The sequence below is a fragment of the Arthrobacter sp. 01T414 genome (assembly GCF_056398965.1).
In genome coordinates this window covers 62,934-80,890 of the sequence record NZ_JBFTQK010000001.1, presented here as the reverse complement: position 1 = coordinate 80,890, position 17,957 = coordinate 62,934, and the positions used below count along the sequence as shown (strand labels likewise).

At 68.8% G+C, this 17,957-nt stretch carries 18 protein-coding genes and 2 riboswitches; of the genes, 6 read left to right on the top strand and 12 right to left on the bottom strand.

Annotated elements, in window-relative coordinates; genetic code table 11:
• The first annotated feature begins 52 nt into the window (after positions 1-52).
• Positions 53-1,030, top strand: a complete 978-nt coding sequence (locus tag AC1DK9_RS00325; RefSeq protein WP_476914664.1) for an aminodeoxychorismate lyase — start codon at positions 53-55, stop codon at positions 1,028-1,030.
• An 8-nt stretch (positions 1,031-1,038) separates the two neighbouring features.
• Here AC1DK9_RS00325 and AC1DK9_RS00320 read toward each other — a convergent pair whose 3' ends face one another.
• On the bottom strand, positions 1,039-1,800 hold the full coding sequence (locus AC1DK9_RS00320) for a hypothetical protein (RefSeq protein ID WP_476861974.1): 762 nt from the start codon (positions 1,798-1,800) through the stop codon (positions 1,039-1,041).
• Between the two features lie 180 nt (positions 1,801-1,980).
• Positions 1,981-2,095: riboswitch (SAM riboswitch) on the top strand.
• A gap of 14 nt (positions 2,096-2,109) precedes the next feature.
• On the opposite strand from AC1DK9_RS00320, the gene AC1DK9_RS00315 reads away from it, so the two are divergent.
• From AC1DK9_RS00315 to AC1DK9_RS00305, 3 genes are read left to right on the top strand one after another with little or no spacing between them, the layout of a single operon-like run.
• Positions 2,110-2,427, top strand: coding sequence for a DUF1737 domain-containing protein (locus AC1DK9_RS00315; protein ID WP_476861973.1), 318 nt, complete (start codon positions 2,110-2,112; stop codon positions 2,425-2,427).
• Complete coding sequence (locus tag AC1DK9_RS00310) at positions 2,424-2,861, top strand: rhodanese-like domain-containing protein (RefSeq protein WP_476861972.1); 438 nt, start codon at positions 2,424-2,426, stop codon at positions 2,859-2,861. The genes AC1DK9_RS00315 and AC1DK9_RS00310 overlap by 4 nt, the downstream gene beginning before the upstream one ends.
• On the top strand, positions 2,858-4,066 hold the full coding sequence (locus AC1DK9_RS00305; RefSeq protein ID WP_476861971.1) for an O-succinylhomoserine sulfhydrylase: 1,209 nt from the start codon (positions 2,858-2,860) through the stop codon (positions 4,064-4,066). The genes AC1DK9_RS00310 and AC1DK9_RS00305 overlap by 4 nt, the downstream gene beginning before the upstream one ends.
• Here the strand turns inward: AC1DK9_RS00305 and AC1DK9_RS00300 are convergent.
• From AC1DK9_RS00300 to AC1DK9_RS00280, 5 genes are all read right to left on the bottom strand, one after another.
• The gene (locus AC1DK9_RS00300) at positions 4,063-5,310 is read right to left on the bottom strand and encodes a glutamate--cysteine ligase 2 (RefSeq protein WP_476914663.1); all 1,248 of its coding nucleotides are present in this window, start codon (positions 5,308-5,310) and stop codon (positions 4,063-4,065) included. The two genes, AC1DK9_RS00305 and AC1DK9_RS00300, sit on opposite strands and share 4 nt — an antisense overlap.
• Before the next feature lie 65 nt (positions 5,311-5,375).
• Positions 5,376-6,899: a UDP-N-acetylglucosamine 1-carboxyvinyltransferase gene (locus tag AC1DK9_RS00295; protein WP_476914662.1), complete on the bottom strand. Its 1,524-nt coding sequence runs from the start codon at positions 6,897-6,899 to the stop codon at positions 5,376-5,378.
• 129 nt (positions 6,900-7,028) lie between these two features.
• Positions 7,029-7,832 carry an energy-coupling factor transporter transmembrane component T family protein gene (locus AC1DK9_RS00290; RefSeq protein WP_476914661.1) on the bottom strand — a complete coding sequence of 268 codons (804 nt, stop codon included), beginning with the start codon at positions 7,830-7,832 and terminating at the stop codon, positions 7,029-7,031.
• A complete protein-coding gene (locus AC1DK9_RS00285) occupies positions 7,829-9,430 on the bottom strand; it encodes an ABC transporter ATP-binding protein (RefSeq protein ID WP_476914660.1) in 1,602 nt (533 codons plus the stop codon). The genes AC1DK9_RS00290 and AC1DK9_RS00285 overlap by 4 nt, the downstream gene beginning before the upstream one ends.
• 13 nt (positions 9,431-9,443) lie before the next feature.
• Entirely contained in the window at positions 9,444-10,076 is a 633-nt protein-coding gene (locus AC1DK9_RS00280; RefSeq protein WP_476861966.1) for an ECF transporter S component, read from the bottom strand.
• Between the two features lie 69 nt (positions 10,077-10,145).
• Positions 10,146-10,288: riboswitch (TPP riboswitch) on the bottom strand.
• Between the two features lie 123 nt (positions 10,289-10,411).
• On the opposite strand from AC1DK9_RS00280, the gene AC1DK9_RS00275 reads away from it, so the two are divergent.
• Positions 10,412-10,951 carry a heme-degrading domain-containing protein gene (locus tag AC1DK9_RS00275; RefSeq protein WP_476914659.1) on the top strand — a complete coding sequence of 180 codons (540 nt, stop codon included), beginning with the start codon at positions 10,412-10,414 and terminating at the stop codon, positions 10,949-10,951.
• Positions 10,952-10,992: 41 nt separating this feature from the next.
• Positions 10,993-11,256 carry a DUF4235 domain-containing protein gene (locus tag AC1DK9_RS00270; RefSeq protein WP_476861964.1) on the top strand — a complete coding sequence of 88 codons (264 nt, stop codon included), beginning with the start codon at positions 10,993-10,995 and terminating at the stop codon, positions 11,254-11,256.
• A 94-nt stretch (positions 11,257-11,350) separates the two neighbouring features.
• On the opposite strand, the gene mnhG is transcribed toward AC1DK9_RS00270, so the two are convergent.
• Genes mnhG through AC1DK9_RS00240 form a run of 6 tightly spaced genes read right to left on the bottom strand, consistent with a single transcriptional unit; the run spans position 11,351 to position 17,752 of the window.
• The gene (mnhG, locus tag AC1DK9_RS00265; protein WP_476914658.1) at positions 11,351-11,743 is read right to left on the bottom strand and encodes a monovalent cation/H(+) antiporter subunit G; all 393 of its coding nucleotides are present in this window, start codon (positions 11,741-11,743) and stop codon (positions 11,351-11,353) included.
• Complete coding sequence (locus AC1DK9_RS00260) at positions 11,733-12,008, bottom strand: MrpF/PhaF family protein (RefSeq protein WP_476914657.1); 276 nt, start codon at positions 12,006-12,008, stop codon at positions 11,733-11,735. Before AC1DK9_RS00260 ends, mnhG begins: the two co-directional genes overlap by 11 nt.
• On the bottom strand, positions 12,005-12,550 hold the full coding sequence (locus tag AC1DK9_RS00255) for a Na+/H+ antiporter subunit E (RefSeq protein WP_476914656.1): 546 nt from the start codon (positions 12,548-12,550) through the stop codon (positions 12,005-12,007). The genes AC1DK9_RS00260 and AC1DK9_RS00255 overlap by 4 nt, the downstream gene beginning before the upstream one ends.
• Positions 12,547-14,160: a Na+/H+ antiporter subunit D gene (locus AC1DK9_RS00250; RefSeq protein ID WP_476861960.1), complete on the bottom strand. Its 1,614-nt coding sequence runs from the start codon at positions 14,158-14,160 to the stop codon at positions 12,547-12,549. Before AC1DK9_RS00250 ends, AC1DK9_RS00255 begins: the two co-directional genes overlap by 4 nt.
• On the bottom strand, positions 14,157-14,723 hold the full coding sequence (locus AC1DK9_RS00245; RefSeq protein ID WP_476861959.1) for a Na(+)/H(+) antiporter subunit C: 567 nt from the start codon (positions 14,721-14,723) through the stop codon (positions 14,157-14,159). The genes AC1DK9_RS00250 and AC1DK9_RS00245 overlap by 4 nt, the downstream gene beginning before the upstream one ends.
• Positions 14,720-17,752, bottom strand: a complete 3,033-nt coding sequence (locus AC1DK9_RS00240; protein WP_476914655.1) for a Na+/H+ antiporter subunit A — start codon at positions 17,750-17,752, stop codon at positions 14,720-14,722. Before AC1DK9_RS00240 ends, AC1DK9_RS00245 begins: the two co-directional genes overlap by 4 nt.
• Positions 17,753-17,957: the final 205 nt, after the last annotated feature.

The following is a 17,957-nucleotide window of genomic DNA, read 5'->3' as shown; positions in this document are numbered from 1 at the left end:
AACGGGTAACCGTCAAATCCTATCCCGTCAACTCCCGCACTAAGCTGAAGGCATGACTACCCCCGCCTCTGATCCGGCCCGCGCAACGGTGCTGGTGTTCCTCGATCCCGCGTTTGAGAACGGCCGCGTCGCCGACTCGTCCAAGCCCCAGCTGATGGCCACCGATCAGGGCGCCACCCGCGGGGACGGCATTTTCGAGTCGCTGCTGGTGGTCGGGGGGCGCCCGCGCAAGTTGCAGGCACACCTGAGCCGGCTGGCGGGCTCGGCACGCGCGCTGGAGCTGGACATCCCCGGCGAGGACGCCTGGCGCCGCGCGATCGAGACCGCAGTCAGCGAATACCGCGGCGGGACGGCCCAGTCGGCCGGGCAATCCGTCAGCGGCGACGGCGAAGCCGACGAGGTCGTGGTGAAGCTGCTCGCCAGCCGCGGCGTCGAGGGCGCCCCCACGCCGACGTGCTGGGTGCAGGCCTCACCTCCCCCGGAGGCCGGCCGCCGGCAACGGGAGACCGGCATCGACGTCCTCCTGCTGGACCGCGGCTACGACAGCGAGGTGGGCGAGCGCGCCCCGTGGCTGCTGCTGGGCGCCAAGACCCTGTCCTATGCGGTCAACATGGCGGCGCTCCGGTACGCCCACCACCAGGGCGCGGACGACGTCATCTTCACCTCCGCCGACGGCCGGGTCCTGGAGGGCCCGACGTCGACCGTGCTGCTGGCGCACCTGGAGACCAGCGACGACGGCGCGGGCGGAGTCCGCACCGTGCGCCGGCTGATCACCCCGCAGCTGGACAGCGGAATCCTTCCCGGCACTTCCCAGGGCGCCCTGTTCACCGCGGCCAAGGCCGCCGGGTGGGAGCTGGGCTACGGCCCGCTCGTCCCGGACGACCTGTACGACGCCGACGCCGTCTGGCTCATCTCCAGCATCCGGCTTCTCGCGCCGGTGAACCACATCGACGGCAAGGAGATCGRCACCCCCGAACTGCGGCGGCAGCTCACGTCCGAGCTCAACGAACTGTTCGCCACGATCGAGTAGAGCGGGGCTTAGCCCCGGGCGCCGCTCAGGCTGACGGCGTCGTTGACCAGCCGGGTCAGCTCGGCCGCGGACGTCTTGGTGACATCCGGTCCGGTGGCGACAGCCGTGGCCGAGAACCCGCCGGTGACTCCCATGACCACCAAGGTGCTGATGGTCTCCTTGTTCGGCAGCGTCTGGACCATCAGTGTCGAATAGGTCTTGTCCGCATTGGTCTTCACGTCCAGGGGCACGGTCTTGTTCGTGACCTTCTGGCCCTGGACCTCGATGGTGAAGTCGGCGCACTCCTTGCTGACCTTGGCGGAACTCTCGAGGTTCTTGGCCAGGACTGCCGGATCCTTGACTGCCACAAGGGTCACTGCCGTGACGGCGCGCATCTTGGCCGACTGCGACCCACCGGCGGCGTAGGTGCTGCCCGCCGGGATCTGGGCGTTGCTGTCCGCCACCGCGGCACAGGCCTTCGGGGTGATTACCACCGAGGACATCATTTCCTTGGACGAGGCGATACCCTTCTCCAGCTCGGCCGCCGGGATTGCGGTCAGCCGCTTGTCCTGGCTGTCCCGAAGGCCGGCGACGATTCCAGCCAGCTCCGTCCTGGTGTACGTCCTTGCCTCGGGAGTCGGGGTCGGGCTCGGCGACTCGGTGGCGGACGCTGCCGCGCTCGGCGTTCCGGCGGGGGACGTCCCGGCCGGGGCGGTCGAACCGCCGCAGCCGGCGAGGGCGACGGCGGCAGACATCAAAAGCGCGATCGGCGCGAGGCGTCGCAGGTACATGTGGATCCCCAATTCATTGTGTGAGAGCGCGGATGGGCGCCGGCAGTTCCCCGGAGGCGCGTCAACGGTGACACTACGACATTGGACCGCTCCGGGAAAGGTGCCATGCCAGCGGGAGCGTGACTTAACATGACGACGCCGCCGTGGCGGCCGGCGTCGTCAGTGCTACGTTTTTGAATGAGTAATGAGACCCGGCGCCAAGCCCTGACTTGCCGGTCGGCAACCCTCCCTTTCGCGGCGGGGTGCCTCAGGTGAATACTCGGCATATCGACCATTCGAGCTGCAAGCGTGAAAGTAAGGAGATCCGTCATGCCCGACGCATCCGCATCCGCCGTGCCCGCCACAGCCCCCGCCCAGTCCCCCGCCGGCGGGGCGCCGGCCGAGGAAAAACTGGCCTACCGCCTGTTCACCGGACCCGACGACCGCAGCTTCTGTGAGCGTGTCTCCGCCGCCCTGGCGGAGGGCTACGTGCTGCACGGGAGCCCCTCCGCGACGTTCAACGGCAGTACCGTGATCGTGGCCCAGGCGCTCGTGCTGCCGGCCGCGATCGCGAGCGCCGACGCCGCGGTCGCCAACGCGGTGGACGAGCTGGACGGGGCGGAGTTCGCTGGCGAGGGCCACGCATGAGCTACGCCGGAGACCTGAGCCCGCAGGAAGCCTGGGCCAAGCTGGAGGCGGGCGCCGTCCTGGTGGACGTCCGCACCGAGGGGGAATGGGCGCAGATCGGTGTCCCGGCCACCGCGGCCGCCACCGAAAAGCGGCAGGATCCGCTGTTCGTCCAGTGGAGCCTGGCCGGCGGAGCCGCCAACCCGCAGTTCCTGGAGCAACTCCAGCGGCAACTGCGCGAACAACTGAAGCAACAGGCGAAGGGCACCGAGCTCGTCTTTCTGTGCCGTTCCGGCGCCCGCTCGGTCGCCGCCGCCAACGCCGCCACGGCGGCCGGCTTCACCGCCTACAACGTCCTGGAGGGCTTCGAGGGTGAACCCGGACCAACGGGCAGCCGGACCGTGAACGGCTGGAAGAACCGCGGCCTGCCCACCAACCAGGAAAGCACTAAGTGAGCTTCAATCCCGACGCCCAGGGCTGGAGCCCGGACACCCAGGCCGTCCGCGGCGGACTCGACCGGACCGGGTTCCAGGAGACCACCGAGCCGATTTTCCTGAACTCGGGCTTCGTCTACGAATCCGCCGCCGCAGCCGAGCGCGCCTTCACCGGCGAGGACGAGCGGTTCGTCTACTCCCGCTACGGCAACCCCTCGGTGGCAACGTTCCAGGAAAGGCTCCGGCTGCTGGAGGGGACCGAGGCGTGCTTTGCGACCGCGTCGGGCATGTCCGCCGTGTTCACCGCACTCGGCGCCTTGCTGGGGGCCGGCGACCGGGTGGTCGCGGCCCGCTCGCTCTTCGGCTCCTGTTTCGTCATCCTCAACGAAATCCTGCCGCGCTGGGGCGTGGAGACAGTCTTCGTGGATGGCCCGGACCTCGAGCAGTGGCGGTCCGCGCTGGCCGTTCCGACGACGGCCGTGTTCTTTGAGTCGCCGTCGAACCCCATGCAGGAAATTGTGGACATCGCCGCGGTGAGCGAACTGGCGCACGCCGCCGGTGCGACCGTGGTGGTGGACAACGTCTTCGCCACTCCCCTGCTGCAGCGCTGCGGGGAGCTCGGCGCGGACGTGATCGTGTACTCCGGCACGAAGCACATCGACGGCCAGGGCCGGGTCCTCGGCGGCGCGATCCTGGGTACCCGCGAATTCATCGAGGGCCCGGTCAAGCAGCTCATGCGCCACACCGGCCCGGCACTGTCCGCCTTCAACGCCTGGGTGCTGAGCAAGGGCCTGGAGACGATGGCCCTGCGGGTGAACCACTCCTCCGCCTCGGCGCTGCGGCTCGCCGAATGGCTGGAGGCCCAGCCCGCGGTCAACTGGGTCAAGTACCCGCTGCTGCCGTCCCACCCGCAATACGAACTGGCCGCCAAGCAGATGAAGGCCGGCGGCACTGTGCTGACGCTGGAGCTCTCGCCTTCGCCCGGCCGCTCGGCCAAGGAGGCTGCCTTCGCGCTGCTGGACGCGCTGCGGATCATCGACATTTCCAACAACCTCGGCGACTCAAAGTCCCTCATCACCCATCCGGCCACCACGACGCACCGCGCCATGGGCCCGGAGGGCCGGGCCGCGATCGGGCTGAGCGACGGGGTGGTGCGGCTGTCGGTGGGCCTGGAAGACGTCGAGGACCTGATCCGCGACCTCGGACAGGCACTCAAGCAGGTCTAGCTCCGGCGCACCGGCGAGAGCAGCGCGGCCTGCTCCGATGCTCCTTCGTCGTCCGCGCCGAGCATCGTGACGCGGACGGCATGGGCGACGACGGCGGCCAGGCCGGCGTCGTCGGTGGGCGTGTCCAGCCCCGGTGCGCAGAGCGCCTGGCGCTGCAGCTGCGAGCCCGTGCCGTTGGCCAGCACCCGGTCCACGCCGCGGCGCGCCAGCTCAAGCTCCCCCTGCTCCGCTAGGACGGGGGCGACGAAGTCGACAAGGGCATGGACCACCTCGCCGGCCGGAGCGGGCCGGAAGCTGCCGAAGTCGAGGAGTTTCCCGCGCAGCCCGCAGTTGCTGGCCTGCCACGCGGCCATCTTCAACAGCACGGTCGGCACGGGGACGGGATCCACGCCGTCGCGCCACTCCCGGCTGGCGGACTCTACCAGGGCCCGCACCAGGACGGCGATCAGCGCCGCGTCCTCCGCCCGCAGGCAGACATCCGCGACCCGGACCTCCACCGTGGGGTGGTGCCGGGCCAGCCGGGCATCGAAGTAGATCATCCCTTCGTCAAACAGCACCCCGCTCTCCAGCAGCCGCGTAACCACCCGACGGTACACGGGAAGGCTTCCGAAGATCATGGAGGGCCCAGCGGCCGGCCAGCGGTTCCAGGCCTGGGTGCGGTAGCTCTCGAAGCCGGTCTCCGTCCCGTTCCAGAACGGCGAGTTGGCGCTGAGCGCGATCAACACCGCCAGTTTGTCCCGGATCCGGTCCAGGACGGCGACGCCCTCTTCCGGGGACTCGATGGAGGTGTGGACGTGGAACCCGCAGGTCAGCTGCTCCTGGACGGTGAGGCCGAACCGCTTCTGCATGGTGGCGTAGCGCGGGTTGGGCGTCGTGTGGGTGGCAGATTCCAGCGGCGAGGTGGCCAGCGCAGCCACCCGGGCCCCGTGCATCCGGGCAACCCGGCCCGCGAAGGCCCGGGACTGCCGGATCTGCTGCAGCAGCGCGCCGTGGTCCTGGCTGGGCACGGTCTGGGTCTCGATCTGCTCCAGCTTGAGTTCAAAGCTGAAGCCCGGATCGTCATGGTCCGGATCGGCGGCGGTAGCAGCGGGGCCGGCGGCGGAAGCGGACTGGCCCGCCGTGGCCGCTGCGGATGCAGCAGCGGCGGGTTTCAGCCCGCGCAGCAGTGCGTCGGCCAGTGCCAACGGAACCCCGGTCACGGGATCCACGATCAGCAGTTCCTCCTCCACGCCAAAGGTGCGCATGCAACCATTGTGCGTCAGCACCCGCCCCGGCGCGCTACCCCCAAACGGCGGGGTCGCCGGCGGAGTCAGTCCTGGAAGTACTCGATCTTGGCGCCGATGGTGTTGAGCCGCTCGGCCAGGTCCTCGTAGCCGCGTTCGATCACGTAGATGTTGCGCAGCTCGGAGACGCCCCGCGCGGCGAGCATGGCCAGCAGCAGGCAGGCCGCCGGGCGCAGGGCCGGCGGGCAGCCGACTTCCGCCGCACGCCATTTGGTGGGTCCGTTGACGTAAATCCGGTGCGGGTCCAACAGCTGGACCTGAGCCCCGAGCCTGTTCAGCTCGGTCAGGTAGATGGCCCGGTTCTCGTAGACCCAGTCGTGGATCATCGTCTGGCCGTGGGCATTGGCGGCGATCACGGCGAAGAACGGCAGGTTGTCGATGTTCAGGCCGGGGAAGGGCATCGGGTGGATCTTGTCCTCCGGAGCCCGCAGCACCGAGGGCTGGGTGGTGACGTCCACCAGCCGGGTGCGGCCGTTGCGGGCGACGTACTCCGCCGATACCTCCAGGCGCTGCCCCATCTGTTCGAGCGTCGCCAGCTCGATCTCCATGAATTCGATCGGGACCCGGCGGATCGTCACCTCGGAGTTGGTCACGATGCCGGCGGTGATCAGGCTCATCGCCTCGATCGGATCCTCGGACGGGAAGTACTCGATGTCGACATTGATCGACGGGCGGCCGGCGATCTTCAGCGTCGTGGTGCCTACGCCGTCGATCTCCACGCCCAGGCCCTGCAGGTAGAAGCAGAGGTCCTGGACCATGTAGTTGGGGCTGGCGTTGCGGATCACGGTGGTGCCGCGGCGGTGGGCCGCGGCCATGATGGCGTTTTCGGTCACGGTGTCGCCGCGCTCGCTCAGCACGAAGGACCGGTCGTGGCCGTCCGCGGGCGGCGCCTGCACGCTGTAGAAGCCGGACTTTGCCTCCACACTGAGGTCGAACTGGCGCAGGGCCTGCATGTGCGGCTCCACGGTGCGGGTGCCCAGGTCGCAGCCGCCGGCGTAGGGCAGGCGGTATTCGGCGGACTCATCGAGCAGCGGGCCCAGCAGCATGATGACGCTGCGGGTGCGGCGGGCGGCCTCCACGTCCATCGAGTCGAGGTCCAGCACGGCCGGGCGGCGGATCTGCAGGTCGTTCGCGTTGAGCCAGGTGCACTCGACGCCGATGCTGGTCAGCACCTCCACGATCCGGTTAACTTCTTCGATCCGGGCCAGCCGGCGCAGGACGGTGGTGCCGCGGTTGATGAGGCTGGCGCAGAGCAGCGCTACGCCGGCGTTCTTGCTGCTGTTCACGTCCACGGCGCCGGAGAGCGTCCGTCCGCCTTCCACGCGCAGGTGGGTCATCTGCGGCCGGCCGACTTTGACGATCGCCCGGCCGAAAATGGATTCGAGCCGCTGGATCATCTTCAGGCTCAGGTTCTGCTTGCCCTGCTCCATCCGGGCGATGGCGCTTTGGCTGGTTCCCAGCTCGGCCGCGAGCCTGCCCTGGGTCCAGCCCTTTTCGCCGCGGGCGTCCCGCAGTACGGCGCCGACGTGTTCAGCAGTCTGTTGAGTCATATATCAATCAATATCACGGATGATTTATCCGACGCCGCGAAACCCCCTGCACTGCAGGCAAGCTCACAAAATATTCGTCTGGTGCGATATTTCTTCTAATGACGGGGTCGGAGGGCAGGGATCCGCCGGCTACTGCTGCCCGAGAAACACCATATTCCACGTCCCTGCAGCGAGGGCCGCGGCCACGGCAGCGCCGGAAATCAGCAGGCCGCCGAGGACCACCCATGCGTCCAGCCGGCTGAACGAGGCCGCCCGAGCCCAGGTCCGCTGCGCCCCGCCGAAGCCGCGCGCTTCCATGGTCACCGCGAGCCGGGAAGCGCGGCGGACCGCCTGGACCATCAGGCCGAAGCTTTGCCCCAGCGTAGCTTTCATCCGCTGCCAGGGATTACCGTGCGAGCCGACACCGCGGGCGCGCCGGGCCATGCCGATGGTCTGCCATTCCTCGGCCATGAGCCCCACCAGCCGCATCGCGGCCAGGGTGCCCAGCACGAAGCGGTGCGGCAGCTTCGCCTGCTGTGCCAGGGCATCGGCCAGGTCCGTAGGATCCGTGCAGCTCATCAGCAGCACCGCCGGCAGCGCGATCGCGAGGCCGCGCAGCAGGAAGCCCAGTCCGAGCTGCAGCGATCCTTCGCTGATGGACCAGATGCCGACGTCGAGCAGGATCCGTCCATGGTCCGGGGCCAGGATCGCGGTGCTCCAGCCGCCCACGGCCGCCGCGAGGATCAGCGGCCAGCCGCGCTGCCAGAGCAGGGCCAAGGTCAGGCCGGCAAGCGGGAAGAGCAGCAGTTCGGAGGCGAGCGCCACGGACGCGGACACCCAGTCGATGGAGAGCGCCAGCGCGATCGTGATGAGCACGACGCCGGAGAACTTGGCCAAAGGGTTGGCGCGGGTCAGCAAAGCGTGGTTTCCGCGCAGGGTCAGCGCGTCCCTCATGTGGCCGCCACCCCGTCCGGCTGGGGTGCGCCGAGTTTCAGCTCGGCGCCGCCCAGGACCTGGCTGAATTCCGCATCGTGGGTCACCGAGACCACCGCGGTCCCGGCGTCGAGGAGCTCGGAGAGGAAAGAGGCCAGTTCCGCCCAGGTGTTGGCGTCCTGGCCAAAGGTGGGCTCGTCCAGGATCAGCACCCGCGGGTGCGCAGCCAGCACGGTAGCCACCGAGAGCCGCCGCTTTTCGCCCCCGGAGAGCGTATAGGGGTTGGCGTCCACGAGGTCGCGGAGCCGCAGGCGTTCCAGCAGCTCGTCCACCCGTTCTTCGCCGCGGCCCAGCTGCCGGGGACCGAACATCAGTTCGTCCAGCACCCTGCCGGTGACGAACTGGTGCTCGGGTTCCTGGAACACCGTGCCGATCCTGGCGATCAACTGCTGGGCCTTCCACTTGTAGGGATCGATGCCCGCGCCCTCGCTCAGCCCGGTCGTAGCGGAGACCGCCCCGGCCACCGGTGCCAGCAGGCCCGCCAGGGTCAGGGCGAAGGTCGACTTTCCGGACCCGTTGGGGCCGGTGATGGTCAGCGCCCGGCCCGCCCGGACCTGGGCGGCGATGCCGGACTGCACCGGCGCGGGCGGAACCGTGTGGAAGCCCCGCAGCAATCCGGCGCGGCGCGGGCGTTCCCGGGATACGGCCAGCCCCTCGGCAGCCAGCAGCAGTTCACCGGCAGCGTCATCCCCTTCCGCGTCCGCTCCGGCGTTGCGGGGGCGGGTGGCCGGCACGTGGCCCGGCACCCAGACTCCGGCGGCGATGAGCATGTCGCGTGCCTGTTCCAGGACCTGGTCCGGAGGCCCGTCCAGCAGCACGGCGGAGTCCGTCCCGGAGCCGGGCTGCAGCACGACGATCCGGCCCACCAGGTCCTTCCACACGGCAACCCGGTGCTCCACCACCACCAGGGTGGCCCCCGTCTTGTCCAGGGACCTTCCTACGGCGTCGCGGACCTCCAGGACCCCGGCCGGGTCGAGGTTGGCTGTGGGCTCGTCCAGCAGCAGCAGTCCGGGCCGCATCGCAAGGATCCCGGCGAGCGCCAGCCGCTGCTTCTGGCCGCCGGAGAGCGCCGACGTCGGGTGCTGCAGCGGTAGGCCGCCGAGCCCGACGTCCTCGAGCGCCTCCGCCACCCTGCGCCAGATGTCCGCCGGCGGGACGGAGAGGTTTTCGGCTCCGAACGCCACGTCGTCACCGAGCCGCGAGAGCACCACCTGGGTCTCCGGGTCCTGCTGCATGAGCCCGGCCCGGCCGCGCCGGGCCCGCGGCGGGGCGCCGTCGATGAGCAGGGTGCCGGTTTCGTCGTCGTCCTCGGCCTCCGCTGGAACGGCGGCCGAGGTGGCTGCCGCAGTTCCTGCGGCGCTGTTGTCGCCCAGCACCCCCGCCAGGGCGTGCAACAGCGTGGACTTGCCCGCGCCGGACGGGCCCAGCAGGAGCACACGCTCGCCCGGGCTGATGTCCAGGTCCAGGCCGCTCACGGCGGGACGGGACCGTCCGGCGTGCCGCCAGCCCCAGCCGCGGGCACTGACCGCGGCCGGGCGCACGGAGTCGTTGGATGTCATGCGGATGCGTTCCTTAGGAGAACACAGGTTCCGATGCCGCCTTGCGGGACGCGAAGGAGGCCAGCACCCCGGTCTTGGCCAGGCCGCGGGTGGCGAGCCAGGACAGTCCGCCGGCGATCACTGCTCCGGAGATGGCGCAGAAGATAATGTAGGCGAGCTTGTCCCCGGCTTCGTACGCGATGTTCCAGCCCCAGGGCAGGAAGGAGTCGTTCAGGCCGCAGAACAGGCCCGCGCCGGCGCCGGCCAGCAGGGACACGGGCAGGTTGAACTTCTTGTACAGGAACGCGGCGAAGACGAGTTCCGCGCCGAGGCCCTGCAGAATGCCGGAGATGAGCACGGTGGTGCCGTACTGCGAACCCATGATCAGCTCGCTGGTGGCCGCCACCGCCTCGCAAAACAGGGCTGCCCCGGGCTTGCGGACCACGAGCATGCCCAGCACCGCCGGGATCATCCAGCCGCCGGCGTAGAGCCCGGTGAGCGGCGGGTAGGCCGCGGTGAGCGGGCCCGTCACGAGGTTGGCGCCCTGGTCCCAGGCCCAAAAAATCACGCCGCCGGCAACAGCGATCAACGCGGCCACCACAATGTCGACTACGCGCCAGCTGTACTTGCCGGCGGTAAGCGTCTGCTTCGCAGAAATGTCAGTCATGTCGTCCTCCTGAGGTACAGGAGGGGAGGGCGCTCCGGCGGCGCCGCGGCTTTCGCCACGGGTGCCGGGCACCCTGAGAACTCGACTCCCTTGCGCCGGTACTAACCGGATCAGGTTCGAGGGTCTGCGGCTGTCCGCACTCTCAGCGCCCACCTACGGTTCCCTGGACTGCTCCAGTGATGCCCGACGGCGGCGCTCCCCTGTCGTATGTAATTCGCCCTTGTGGGCTGGCCCAGTTTACACCCGGCGGCCCTCTTCGGCGGTGCCCCGCAACGGCCCGCTTGGTAGAGTCGGCCCAGGAAGCGATTACCGGACACTGACGGAAGCTGAAGCCCTTGACCGACTCACCAGTGACTTCCCCCGACTTCGACCCGGATTCCGCGGAGCCGCAACCGCCAGGATCCCTGGCGGCGCTGATCGGCCGCATCCTGGCGGAGATCGACGAGCTGCAGTTCCAGGCGTTCAGCAAGGACGACGCCCTGGACCTGGGGCTGCTGCTGGTGCAGCTCGGCCGGCAGCGTTCCCATCCGATCGCCGTCGACATCACCAAGGGCGAGCAGGTCCTGTTCCACGCCGCGCTGGAGGGCGCCACGCCGGACAATGAGCGCTGGATCAAAGCCAAACAGCGCACCGCCGTGCGGTACGAAGTCCCGTCCCTGCTGGTCGGCCTCCGGGCCCGCGCCGCCGGAGGAAGGATGGAGGACAACGCCTGGTTCGACCAGCGTGAGTTCGCCGCCCACGGCGGCTCGTTCCCCATCTATGTGCGGGGAACCGGGATGGTAGCTACTGTCACGGTGTCCGGGCTGCCGCAGAAAGGCGACCACGAGCTGGTGGTCGAGGCACTTACCGAAATCCTCGGCCGCTCGGGACGCTAGGCTAGGGGAAGCCCTGTTTCCTCCCGCAAGGAGTACGAAGTATGAACATCTTCATCAAACTGCTTGGCACTGGAGTCAGCCTCCTCGCCGGTTTCGTCGGCACCAAGGTGGTCGACACCGTGTGGGAAAAGACCACCGGCAACAAGCCGCCCAAGGGCCACGACGACGACGTCCCCACCACGCTGCGCCAGGCCCTGACCTTCGCGCTGATTTCGGCCTCGGTCAGCGCCATCATCCAGGTCCTCGCCAACCGCGGCACACAGCGGGCGATCACCCGCTTCGCCAAGACCCAGGACATCGTCTAGGCGCATCGTCTAGGGCGCATCGTCTAAGAGCAGTACCTGAGGTTCCCGGCCTGGTCGGACCGCCATGCGGGCGGACTGCCCGCGGCCGGGAACCTCACTCGTCGTCGGTGAAGCCTTTTTTGCCCGCCGCCTGCTGGACCACGGCTTCCAACTCATCGGCGCTGAGCAGTTCCGGGTGCAGGTGCTTGGTGCGGTAGCCGGCGCGGCCCACCATGTGCGCCGAGACCGGCACCGTGAGYAGCTGGAAGATCCACGCCACCACGAGCACCGGCCATACCCACCAGGTGCGCAGCTGCAGCCCCACCGCGCAGAGCAGCAGGAACAATCCCAGCACCTGCGGCTTGGTGGCGGCGTGCATCCGGCTCATGAGGTCCGGGAACCGTAGCAGGCCGATCGCGGCGCCGAGGGACATCAGCGCCCCCACCACCATGAACACGGCGGAGACGGCGTCGATCACGGCGTCGGCGGACATCGCCTCAGGACTCATTCGGCTTCCTCCGGTCTGCCACGAAACGGGCCACCGTCACCGACCCGACAAAGCCGATGATCGAGATGGACACCAGCAGCATCAGGTTGTTCAGGTGCCGGTTCACGGCCATGTCGATGCACAGCGCCGCGCCCAGGATGGCCAGCAGCACATCGGCGGCCAGCACCCGGTCCAGCAGCGAGGGCCCGTGCGCGATGTGGATGATCGCGCCGCCCGCGGCGAGCGAGAGCACCACAGCGGTAATCGTCAACACCAGCGGCATCATGCGCCAACCTCCTGCTCGAGTGCGGACAGCTCGGCTTTGGTGCCCATGATCCTGATCAGCCCTGCCTCGGTGTCGCGGACCTCCTTGCGGAGCTTGTCCGCGTCCTCGGCGTCGCGGACGTTGATGCCATGGATGTAGAGCGTGGACGTGGACCTGTCCACCTCAACCACCACGGACCCCGGGATCAGCGAGATGACGTGTCCCGTAGCGGTCACCAGCAGGTCGGAGTGGCTGCGGAGCGGGACGGCGACGACGGCGCTGATCACCTTGGGCCCCCGCACCACGGCCAGGTACAGGACCTGGAAGCTGGCAGCGACCACTTTGCCCAGGAAGACCAAGGCAAAGGGTACGGCGCGCAACACATTGAAGCGGCCGCCCAGCTCCACCGGCGGCAGGTAGAACAGCCGGGCCACCACCACCGCGATCAAGGCGCCAAAGAGCAGGTTGCCGGCGCTGAAGTCCTGCCAGAGTGCACCCCAGACGATGACGAGCCAGACCAGCAGGGGCAATTCCTGGCGCAGCGAGATCCTCTTGCGCGTCATTTCCCGCCCTCCTGCCGCAGCGGTTGGGCGATCGGCGGAACCGGCGCCTCGTCCCCGAGCACGGCGTGGATGTAGGCGGAACGGTTCAACATCTCCTCGGCGGACTGCCCGGCAACCCGGAAGAGCGGCCCGGCGAACACCGTCAGCGCCACCCCGAACAGCACCAGGCCCAGGGTGGAACCCACCATGGTCCGCGGCAGCAGCGTCACATTACGCTGGCCCGCGCGGTCGCCGGTGGCCGCGTCGGCGGGAGCGGCGAGCAGGACGGGGTCGGGATGTTCGGCATCCTCGGGCTTGCGCCAGAAGGCACGGTTCCAGACCCGGGCGATGGCCAGCAGGGTCAGCAGGCTGGTCAGCACGCCGCCGGCCACGAGCGCGTAGGCCAGCGGGGTCCCCAGGGAGACGCCGGCCTGCAGCAGGCCGAGTTTGCCCAGGAAGCCGGATAACGGGGGGATTCCGGCCAGGTTCATGGCGGGCACGAAGAACAGCACGGCCAGCAGCGGCGAAAGCTTCGCCAGCCCGGCGATCCGGTCCACCGAGGAACTCCCGGCCCGGCGCTCAATCAGGCCGGTCACCAGGAACAGGCTGGTCTGGATGGTGATGTGGTGCGCCACGTAGAACACAGCGGCTCCCAGGCCCGCCACGGAGGACATCGCCAGGCCGAACACCATGTAGCCGATGTGGCTGACCAGGGTGAAGGAGAGAAGTCGCTTGATGTCGCTTTGCGCCAGGGCGCCCAAAATCCCCACCACCATGGTCAGGAGGGCCGCAACCATCAGCGGGGTGTTGAACGTGTCCCCGGGAAAGAGCAGGGTCTCGGTGCGGACCATCGCGTACACACCCACCTTGGTAAGCAGCCCGGCGAACACGGCCGTGACCGGGGCGGGTGCGGTGGGATAGGAGTCCGGGAGCCAGAAACTCAGCGGGAAGACGGCGGCCTTGATGCCGAATGCCACGAGCAGCAGCACGTGCAGGAGGTTCCGGGTGCCCTGGTCCAGGTCGACCAGCTTGACCGCCAGGTCCGCCATGTTGATGGTCCCGGTGGCGCCGTAGATCATGGCGATCGCGATCAGGAAGAGGACCGAGGAGACCACCGAGACCACCACGTAGGTCACGCCGGCGCGGATCCGCGGACCCGTCCCGCCGAGGGTCATCAGGACGTAGCTGGCGGTCAGCAGGATCTCGAAGCCCACATAGAGATTGAAGAGATCACCGGAGAGGAAGGCGTTGGACACTCCCGCCACCAGGATCAAATAGGTGGGGTGGAAGATCGACACGGGGGCGTCGCTGTCGCCGTCGGCCATGCCCTGCCCGGTGGCGTAGACCAGCACGGCGAGGCTGACGGTGGAGGACACCACCAGCATGAGCGAGGAGAACTGGTCCACCACCATCACGATGCCCCAGGGAGGCAGCCAGCCGCCGATGTTGACCGCCGCCGTGCCGCCCTGCCAGACGGAGGCAAGCAGCAGGCATTCAAGCAGCAGGGTCAGCGAGAGGAGGGCTATGCTGACGGTCCGTTGCGCCCGTGGTTGCCGGATCAGCAGGAAGGTCAGGGCGGCCCCGAGGATGGGGAGGACGACGGCGAGCGGGGCAAAGCTTGCGATGTTCACTCGGTCCCTCCTTCCGGGGCGGGGGTGATGTTGCGGGAACCGGGCTGCTCTTCGGCGGCGGCGTCGACGGCCGGCATCCGGCGGGCACCGGCCTGCACGGTGTCGGTCGGATCCGGGGCAACGTCGGCTTCCGCCGGATCGGCCGCCACCAGCGGGAATTCCGAGGTCTCCGCGGGAATGACGGCATCGTCCTCGGCGTCGAAGCTGGGGGTCTCGGCCACCCGGCGGTCCTCGGCGTCGTCCTGGATGTCGTCCTGCCGGGCCAGCACCCAGGTGCGGTAGATGATGCCCAGCATGAAGGCCGTGACGGCGAAGGAGATCACGATTGAGGTCAGGATCAGCGCCTGCGGGAGCGGGTCGCTGTAGTCCCCGGCGGCCGTGTCCTTGTTGAACAGCGGGGCGAGGCCCGCATAGCCGCCGGTGGCCAGGATCAGCAGGTTGGTGGCGTTGGCGAGCAGCATCAGGCCCAGCAGGACCCGCGTGAGGCTGCGTTCCAGGATCAGGTAGATGCCGCAGGCGTACAGGGCTCCCATCACCGTCAGCAGGGTCAGATTGACGCTCATGCGTTCCCCTTGGCGGTGGTTTCGGCCGGGGCGCCGTCGGCTTCCCCGATTTCGGACGGCTGCGCGGATTCCTCCGCGGGCTGCCCTTCCGGCTGTTCCTTTGGCTGTTCCTCGAAATGCTCGTCGATTTCAGCGCCGAGGCTGCGCAGCACGTCCAGGGCCAGGCCGACGACGACGATGTACACGCCGATGTCGAAGATGGTGGACGTGACGAACTTGATGTCACCGAAGACCGGCAGCCAGAGTTCGATAATGGCACTTTGAAAGACCTGGCCGCCAAGCAGCAGCGGCGCGACGCCGGAAGCCGCGGCGGTCGCGAGGCCTATGCCCAGCAGGGCGCCGGCGCTGACCGGGGTGGCTTCGCGCAGTTCGAACCGGCCCCCGGCGAGATAGCGGATGGTGAGGGCCAGGCCCGCCGTGAGCCCGCCGGCGAAACCGCCGCCGGGAAGGTTGTGGCCCGCGAGCAGCAGGTAGATGGAGAAGACGATCATCGAGTGGAAGATCAGCCGGGTAACCACCTCAAAAATGATCGAGCGCCGCTCCGGGGCCATGGTCCGTCCGGCCACGAGCCAGGCATCGCGCGTCGACGCGGCAAACCGCCGGCTCATGGCGAGCGCCGCGTTGTCCCTGGTGTGGGCGGGCCGGTCAGTCCGGCGGCCCACGGTACCCTCCGCCACGGAGGCCGAGGGCCCGATACGGTCGCCGCGGCCGCGGACGAAGATCAGGCTGGCAACGCCGGTGGCGGCGAGCGCCAGGACGGAGATCTCGCCGAAGGTATCCCAGGCCCGGATGTCCACGAGCGTGACGTTGACGACGTTCAGCCCCCCGCCGCCCTCGTAGGCCAGGCGCGGGAAATCCAGCGAGACCGGGGTGGCGACGCGGGACCCCAGGGCATAGATCGCCACGAAGACCATTGTGAGGCCGAACGCCGCGCCGATGATCACCCGGATGACCCGGTACTTGCCGCCGGTACGGTCCCGCAGCTCCGCCGGCAGGCTCCGCATGGCGAGGACAAAGGCCACCAGGATGATGGTTTCCACCAGCATCTGGGTCAGGGCCAGGTCCGGGGCACCCTGCAACGCGAACATCAACGCGATCCCGTAGCCGGTGACAGAAACCATCAGCACGGCCAGGAAACGCTTGTTGGCACGCACCGCGGCGAGCGCGCCGATCACGATCCCGGCGCCGGCAACGAGCTGCAGCGGCGAACCGGGGTCGATGAAGTACAGCGTGGCGGGCAGCGGCTTATTGGCCAGCAGCATCGCCGTGAGTGGCAGCGCGAAGGCGACCGTCAGGATGACGGCTAGGTAGAAGAAGAGCGAGCCTCGCTGGGTGCGGCCGGTGACCCAGACGGCGGCGTCGTCGAGGGCCCCGATGGTGCGCTGGTAGCTGCGGTCGCCGTCGATCCAGCCGGGCACCATGGCCTGGACGCGGGAAACAGCGTTGCGGCCGTAGAACATTGCCAGCCCCAGGGCGAAGGTGATCGCGGTCAGGCCCAGCGCAGGGGTGAAGCCGTGCCACAGCGCGAGGTGGCCTGCGGCATCGGACTCCGCGCCCTCGTGGCCGGCGAACAGTGCGGCGTAGGGCTGGATCCAGCCGTCAACCGGGTCCGGCCACGCGCCATAGAGAACCGTCAGCAGGCTCAGCAGGGCCGGAGCGGCCAGGAACGACGGCTTGACGGCCTTGAAACGCGTGGCCGGCACACCGGCTTTGACCGCGAAGGCGCCCCACATGAAACGTGCGCTGTAGGCGAAGGTCAGGATCGAGCCCAGCACCAGGCCCACCAGGATCACCGGGCCCCGGGGCCCGACGCCGGCATGGTGCACGAAGGCCTCGAAGACGGATTCCTTGGCCACGAAGCCTGCCAGCGGCGGTACACCAGCCATCGAGGCCGCACCGATGGCCGCCACTATGGCTAGGGCGCGGGAGGAACGGTACACCCCGGAGAGCTTGCGGATGTCGCGCGTTCCGGCCTGGTGATCGATGATGCCGACCACCAGGAACAAGGTGGCCTTGAAGAGGCCGTGGGCCAGCAGCAGGGCCAGGCCTGCGAGGGCCGCGTCGGGCTTGCCGAGCCCCACCACCATGGTCAGGAAGCCGAGCTGGCTGACCGTGCCGTAGGCGAGGATGAGCTTGATGTCGGTCTGGCGCAGGGCGCGGTAACCGCCCACCAGCATGGTGGCCAGTCCCAGGCCCAGCACCACCGGGAGCCAGAACGCCGTCTCGGCGAACCCGGGGGCGAGCCTGGCGACAAGGTAGATGCCGGCCTTCACCATGGCGGCCGCGTGCAGGTAGGCGCTCACCGGCGTGGGCGCCGCCATCGCTCCGGGAAGCCAGAAGTGGAACGGGACCAGCGCGGACTTGGTGATCGCGCCGGCCAGGACCAGCACGACGGCGGCGGCCACAGCGGCCGCTGCCGGCCCGGCCACCAGTTCCGGGGCCGCCTGCAGGATGGCGGAGATCCGGTAGGTCCCCGCGGTGGAGCCCAGCATGATCAGTCCCACCAGCATGGCCAGGCCGCCTGCGGTGGTGACGACAAGCGCCTGCAGCGCCGAGCGCCGGGCCGACAACCTGGTGCGGGCGTAGCCGATCAGCAGGTAGGACAGCACCGTGGTCAGTTCCCAGAAGATGAACATCAAGAGCAGGTCATCGGCGGTGACCAGGCCGAACATTGCCCCGGCGAAGGCCAGCAGCTGGGCGCCGAAGCCGCCGAGGTAGCTGTCCTTGTTCTTGAAGTACCGGGCACAGTAGACCAGGACCAGCGCACCGACGCCCAGCACCAGCAGGGACATCACCCAGGCCAGGGCATCGATCCGGAAGGCCAGCTCCAGCCGAAGGTCCGGAATCCACGGAAGGGTGACGGAGGTGGCCCCGCCGTCCGAATACACCGCGCCATGCTGCAGAAGCAGCCAGACGAAGGAACCTGCCGGCACCGCCGCCAAGGCGAAGAACGCGTTCCGGCCCAGCCTGCGGAAGAGGAACGGCGCCACAGCAGCCACCGCGAAGTGAACGGCAAGGACTGTGATCACTGGAATCTCCGCAACGTCAGGAATTCGATTGTCAAAAGTTGGAGCAGGCGGGGCATTGGTTAGGTTCGGTGCGGCTAGTTTACCAAGCGTGCACAAATTGTTTTTCCGTGACGTGCCCCAGAAGGTACCGGCCCGGCAAACCGCGGTGCGAGAGCCAAGCGCAGAAGAAGCGGTCGTTGCCGGCCCGTTTCTCCGCCGCCGGCAT

Coding starts and splice junctions, on each gene's coding strand:
- AC1DK9_RS00315 (WP_476861973.1), top strand. CDS start 2,110: ATGCCCGACGCATCCGCATCCGCCGTGCCCGCCACAGCCCCCGCCCAG.
- AC1DK9_RS00285 (WP_476914660.1), bottom strand. CDS start 9,430: ATGACATCCAACGACTCCGTGCGCCCGGCCGCGGTCAGTGCCCGCGGC.
- AC1DK9_RS00260 (WP_476914657.1), bottom strand. CDS start 12,008: ATGATGCCGCTGGTGTTGACGATTACCGCTGTGGTGCTCTCGCTCGCC.
- AC1DK9_RS00300 (WP_476914663.1), bottom strand. CDS start 5,310: ATGCGCACCTTTGGCGTGGAGGAGGAACTGCTGATCGTGGATCCCGTG.
- AC1DK9_RS00255 (WP_476914656.1), bottom strand. CDS start 12,550: ATGACGCGCAAGAGGATCTCGCTGCGCCAGGAATTGCCCCTGCTGGTC.
- AC1DK9_RS00270 (WP_476861964.1), top strand. CDS start 10,993: ATGAACATCTTCATCAAACTGCTTGGCACTGGAGTCAGCCTCCTCGCC.
- AC1DK9_RS00245 (WP_476861959.1), bottom strand. CDS start 14,723: ATGAGCGTCAATCTGACCCTGCTGACGGTGATGGGAGCCCTGTACGCC.
- AC1DK9_RS00320 (WP_476861974.1), bottom strand. CDS start 1,800: ATGTACCTGCGACGCCTCGCGCCGATCGCGCTTTTGATGTCTGCCGCC.
- AC1DK9_RS00280 (WP_476861966.1), bottom strand. CDS start 10,076: ATGACTGACATTTCTGCGAAGCAGACGCTTACCGCCGGCAAGTACAGC.
- AC1DK9_RS00295 (WP_476914662.1), bottom strand. CDS start 6,899: ATGACTCAACAGACTGCTGAACACGTCGGCGCCGTACTGCGGGACGCC.
- AC1DK9_RS00290 (WP_476914661.1), bottom strand. CDS start 7,832: ATGAGGGACGCGCTGACCCTGCGCGGAAACCACGCTTTGCTGACCCGC.
- AC1DK9_RS00310 (WP_476861972.1), top strand. CDS start 2,424: ATGAGCTACGCCGGAGACCTGAGCCCGCAGGAAGCCTGGGCCAAGCTG.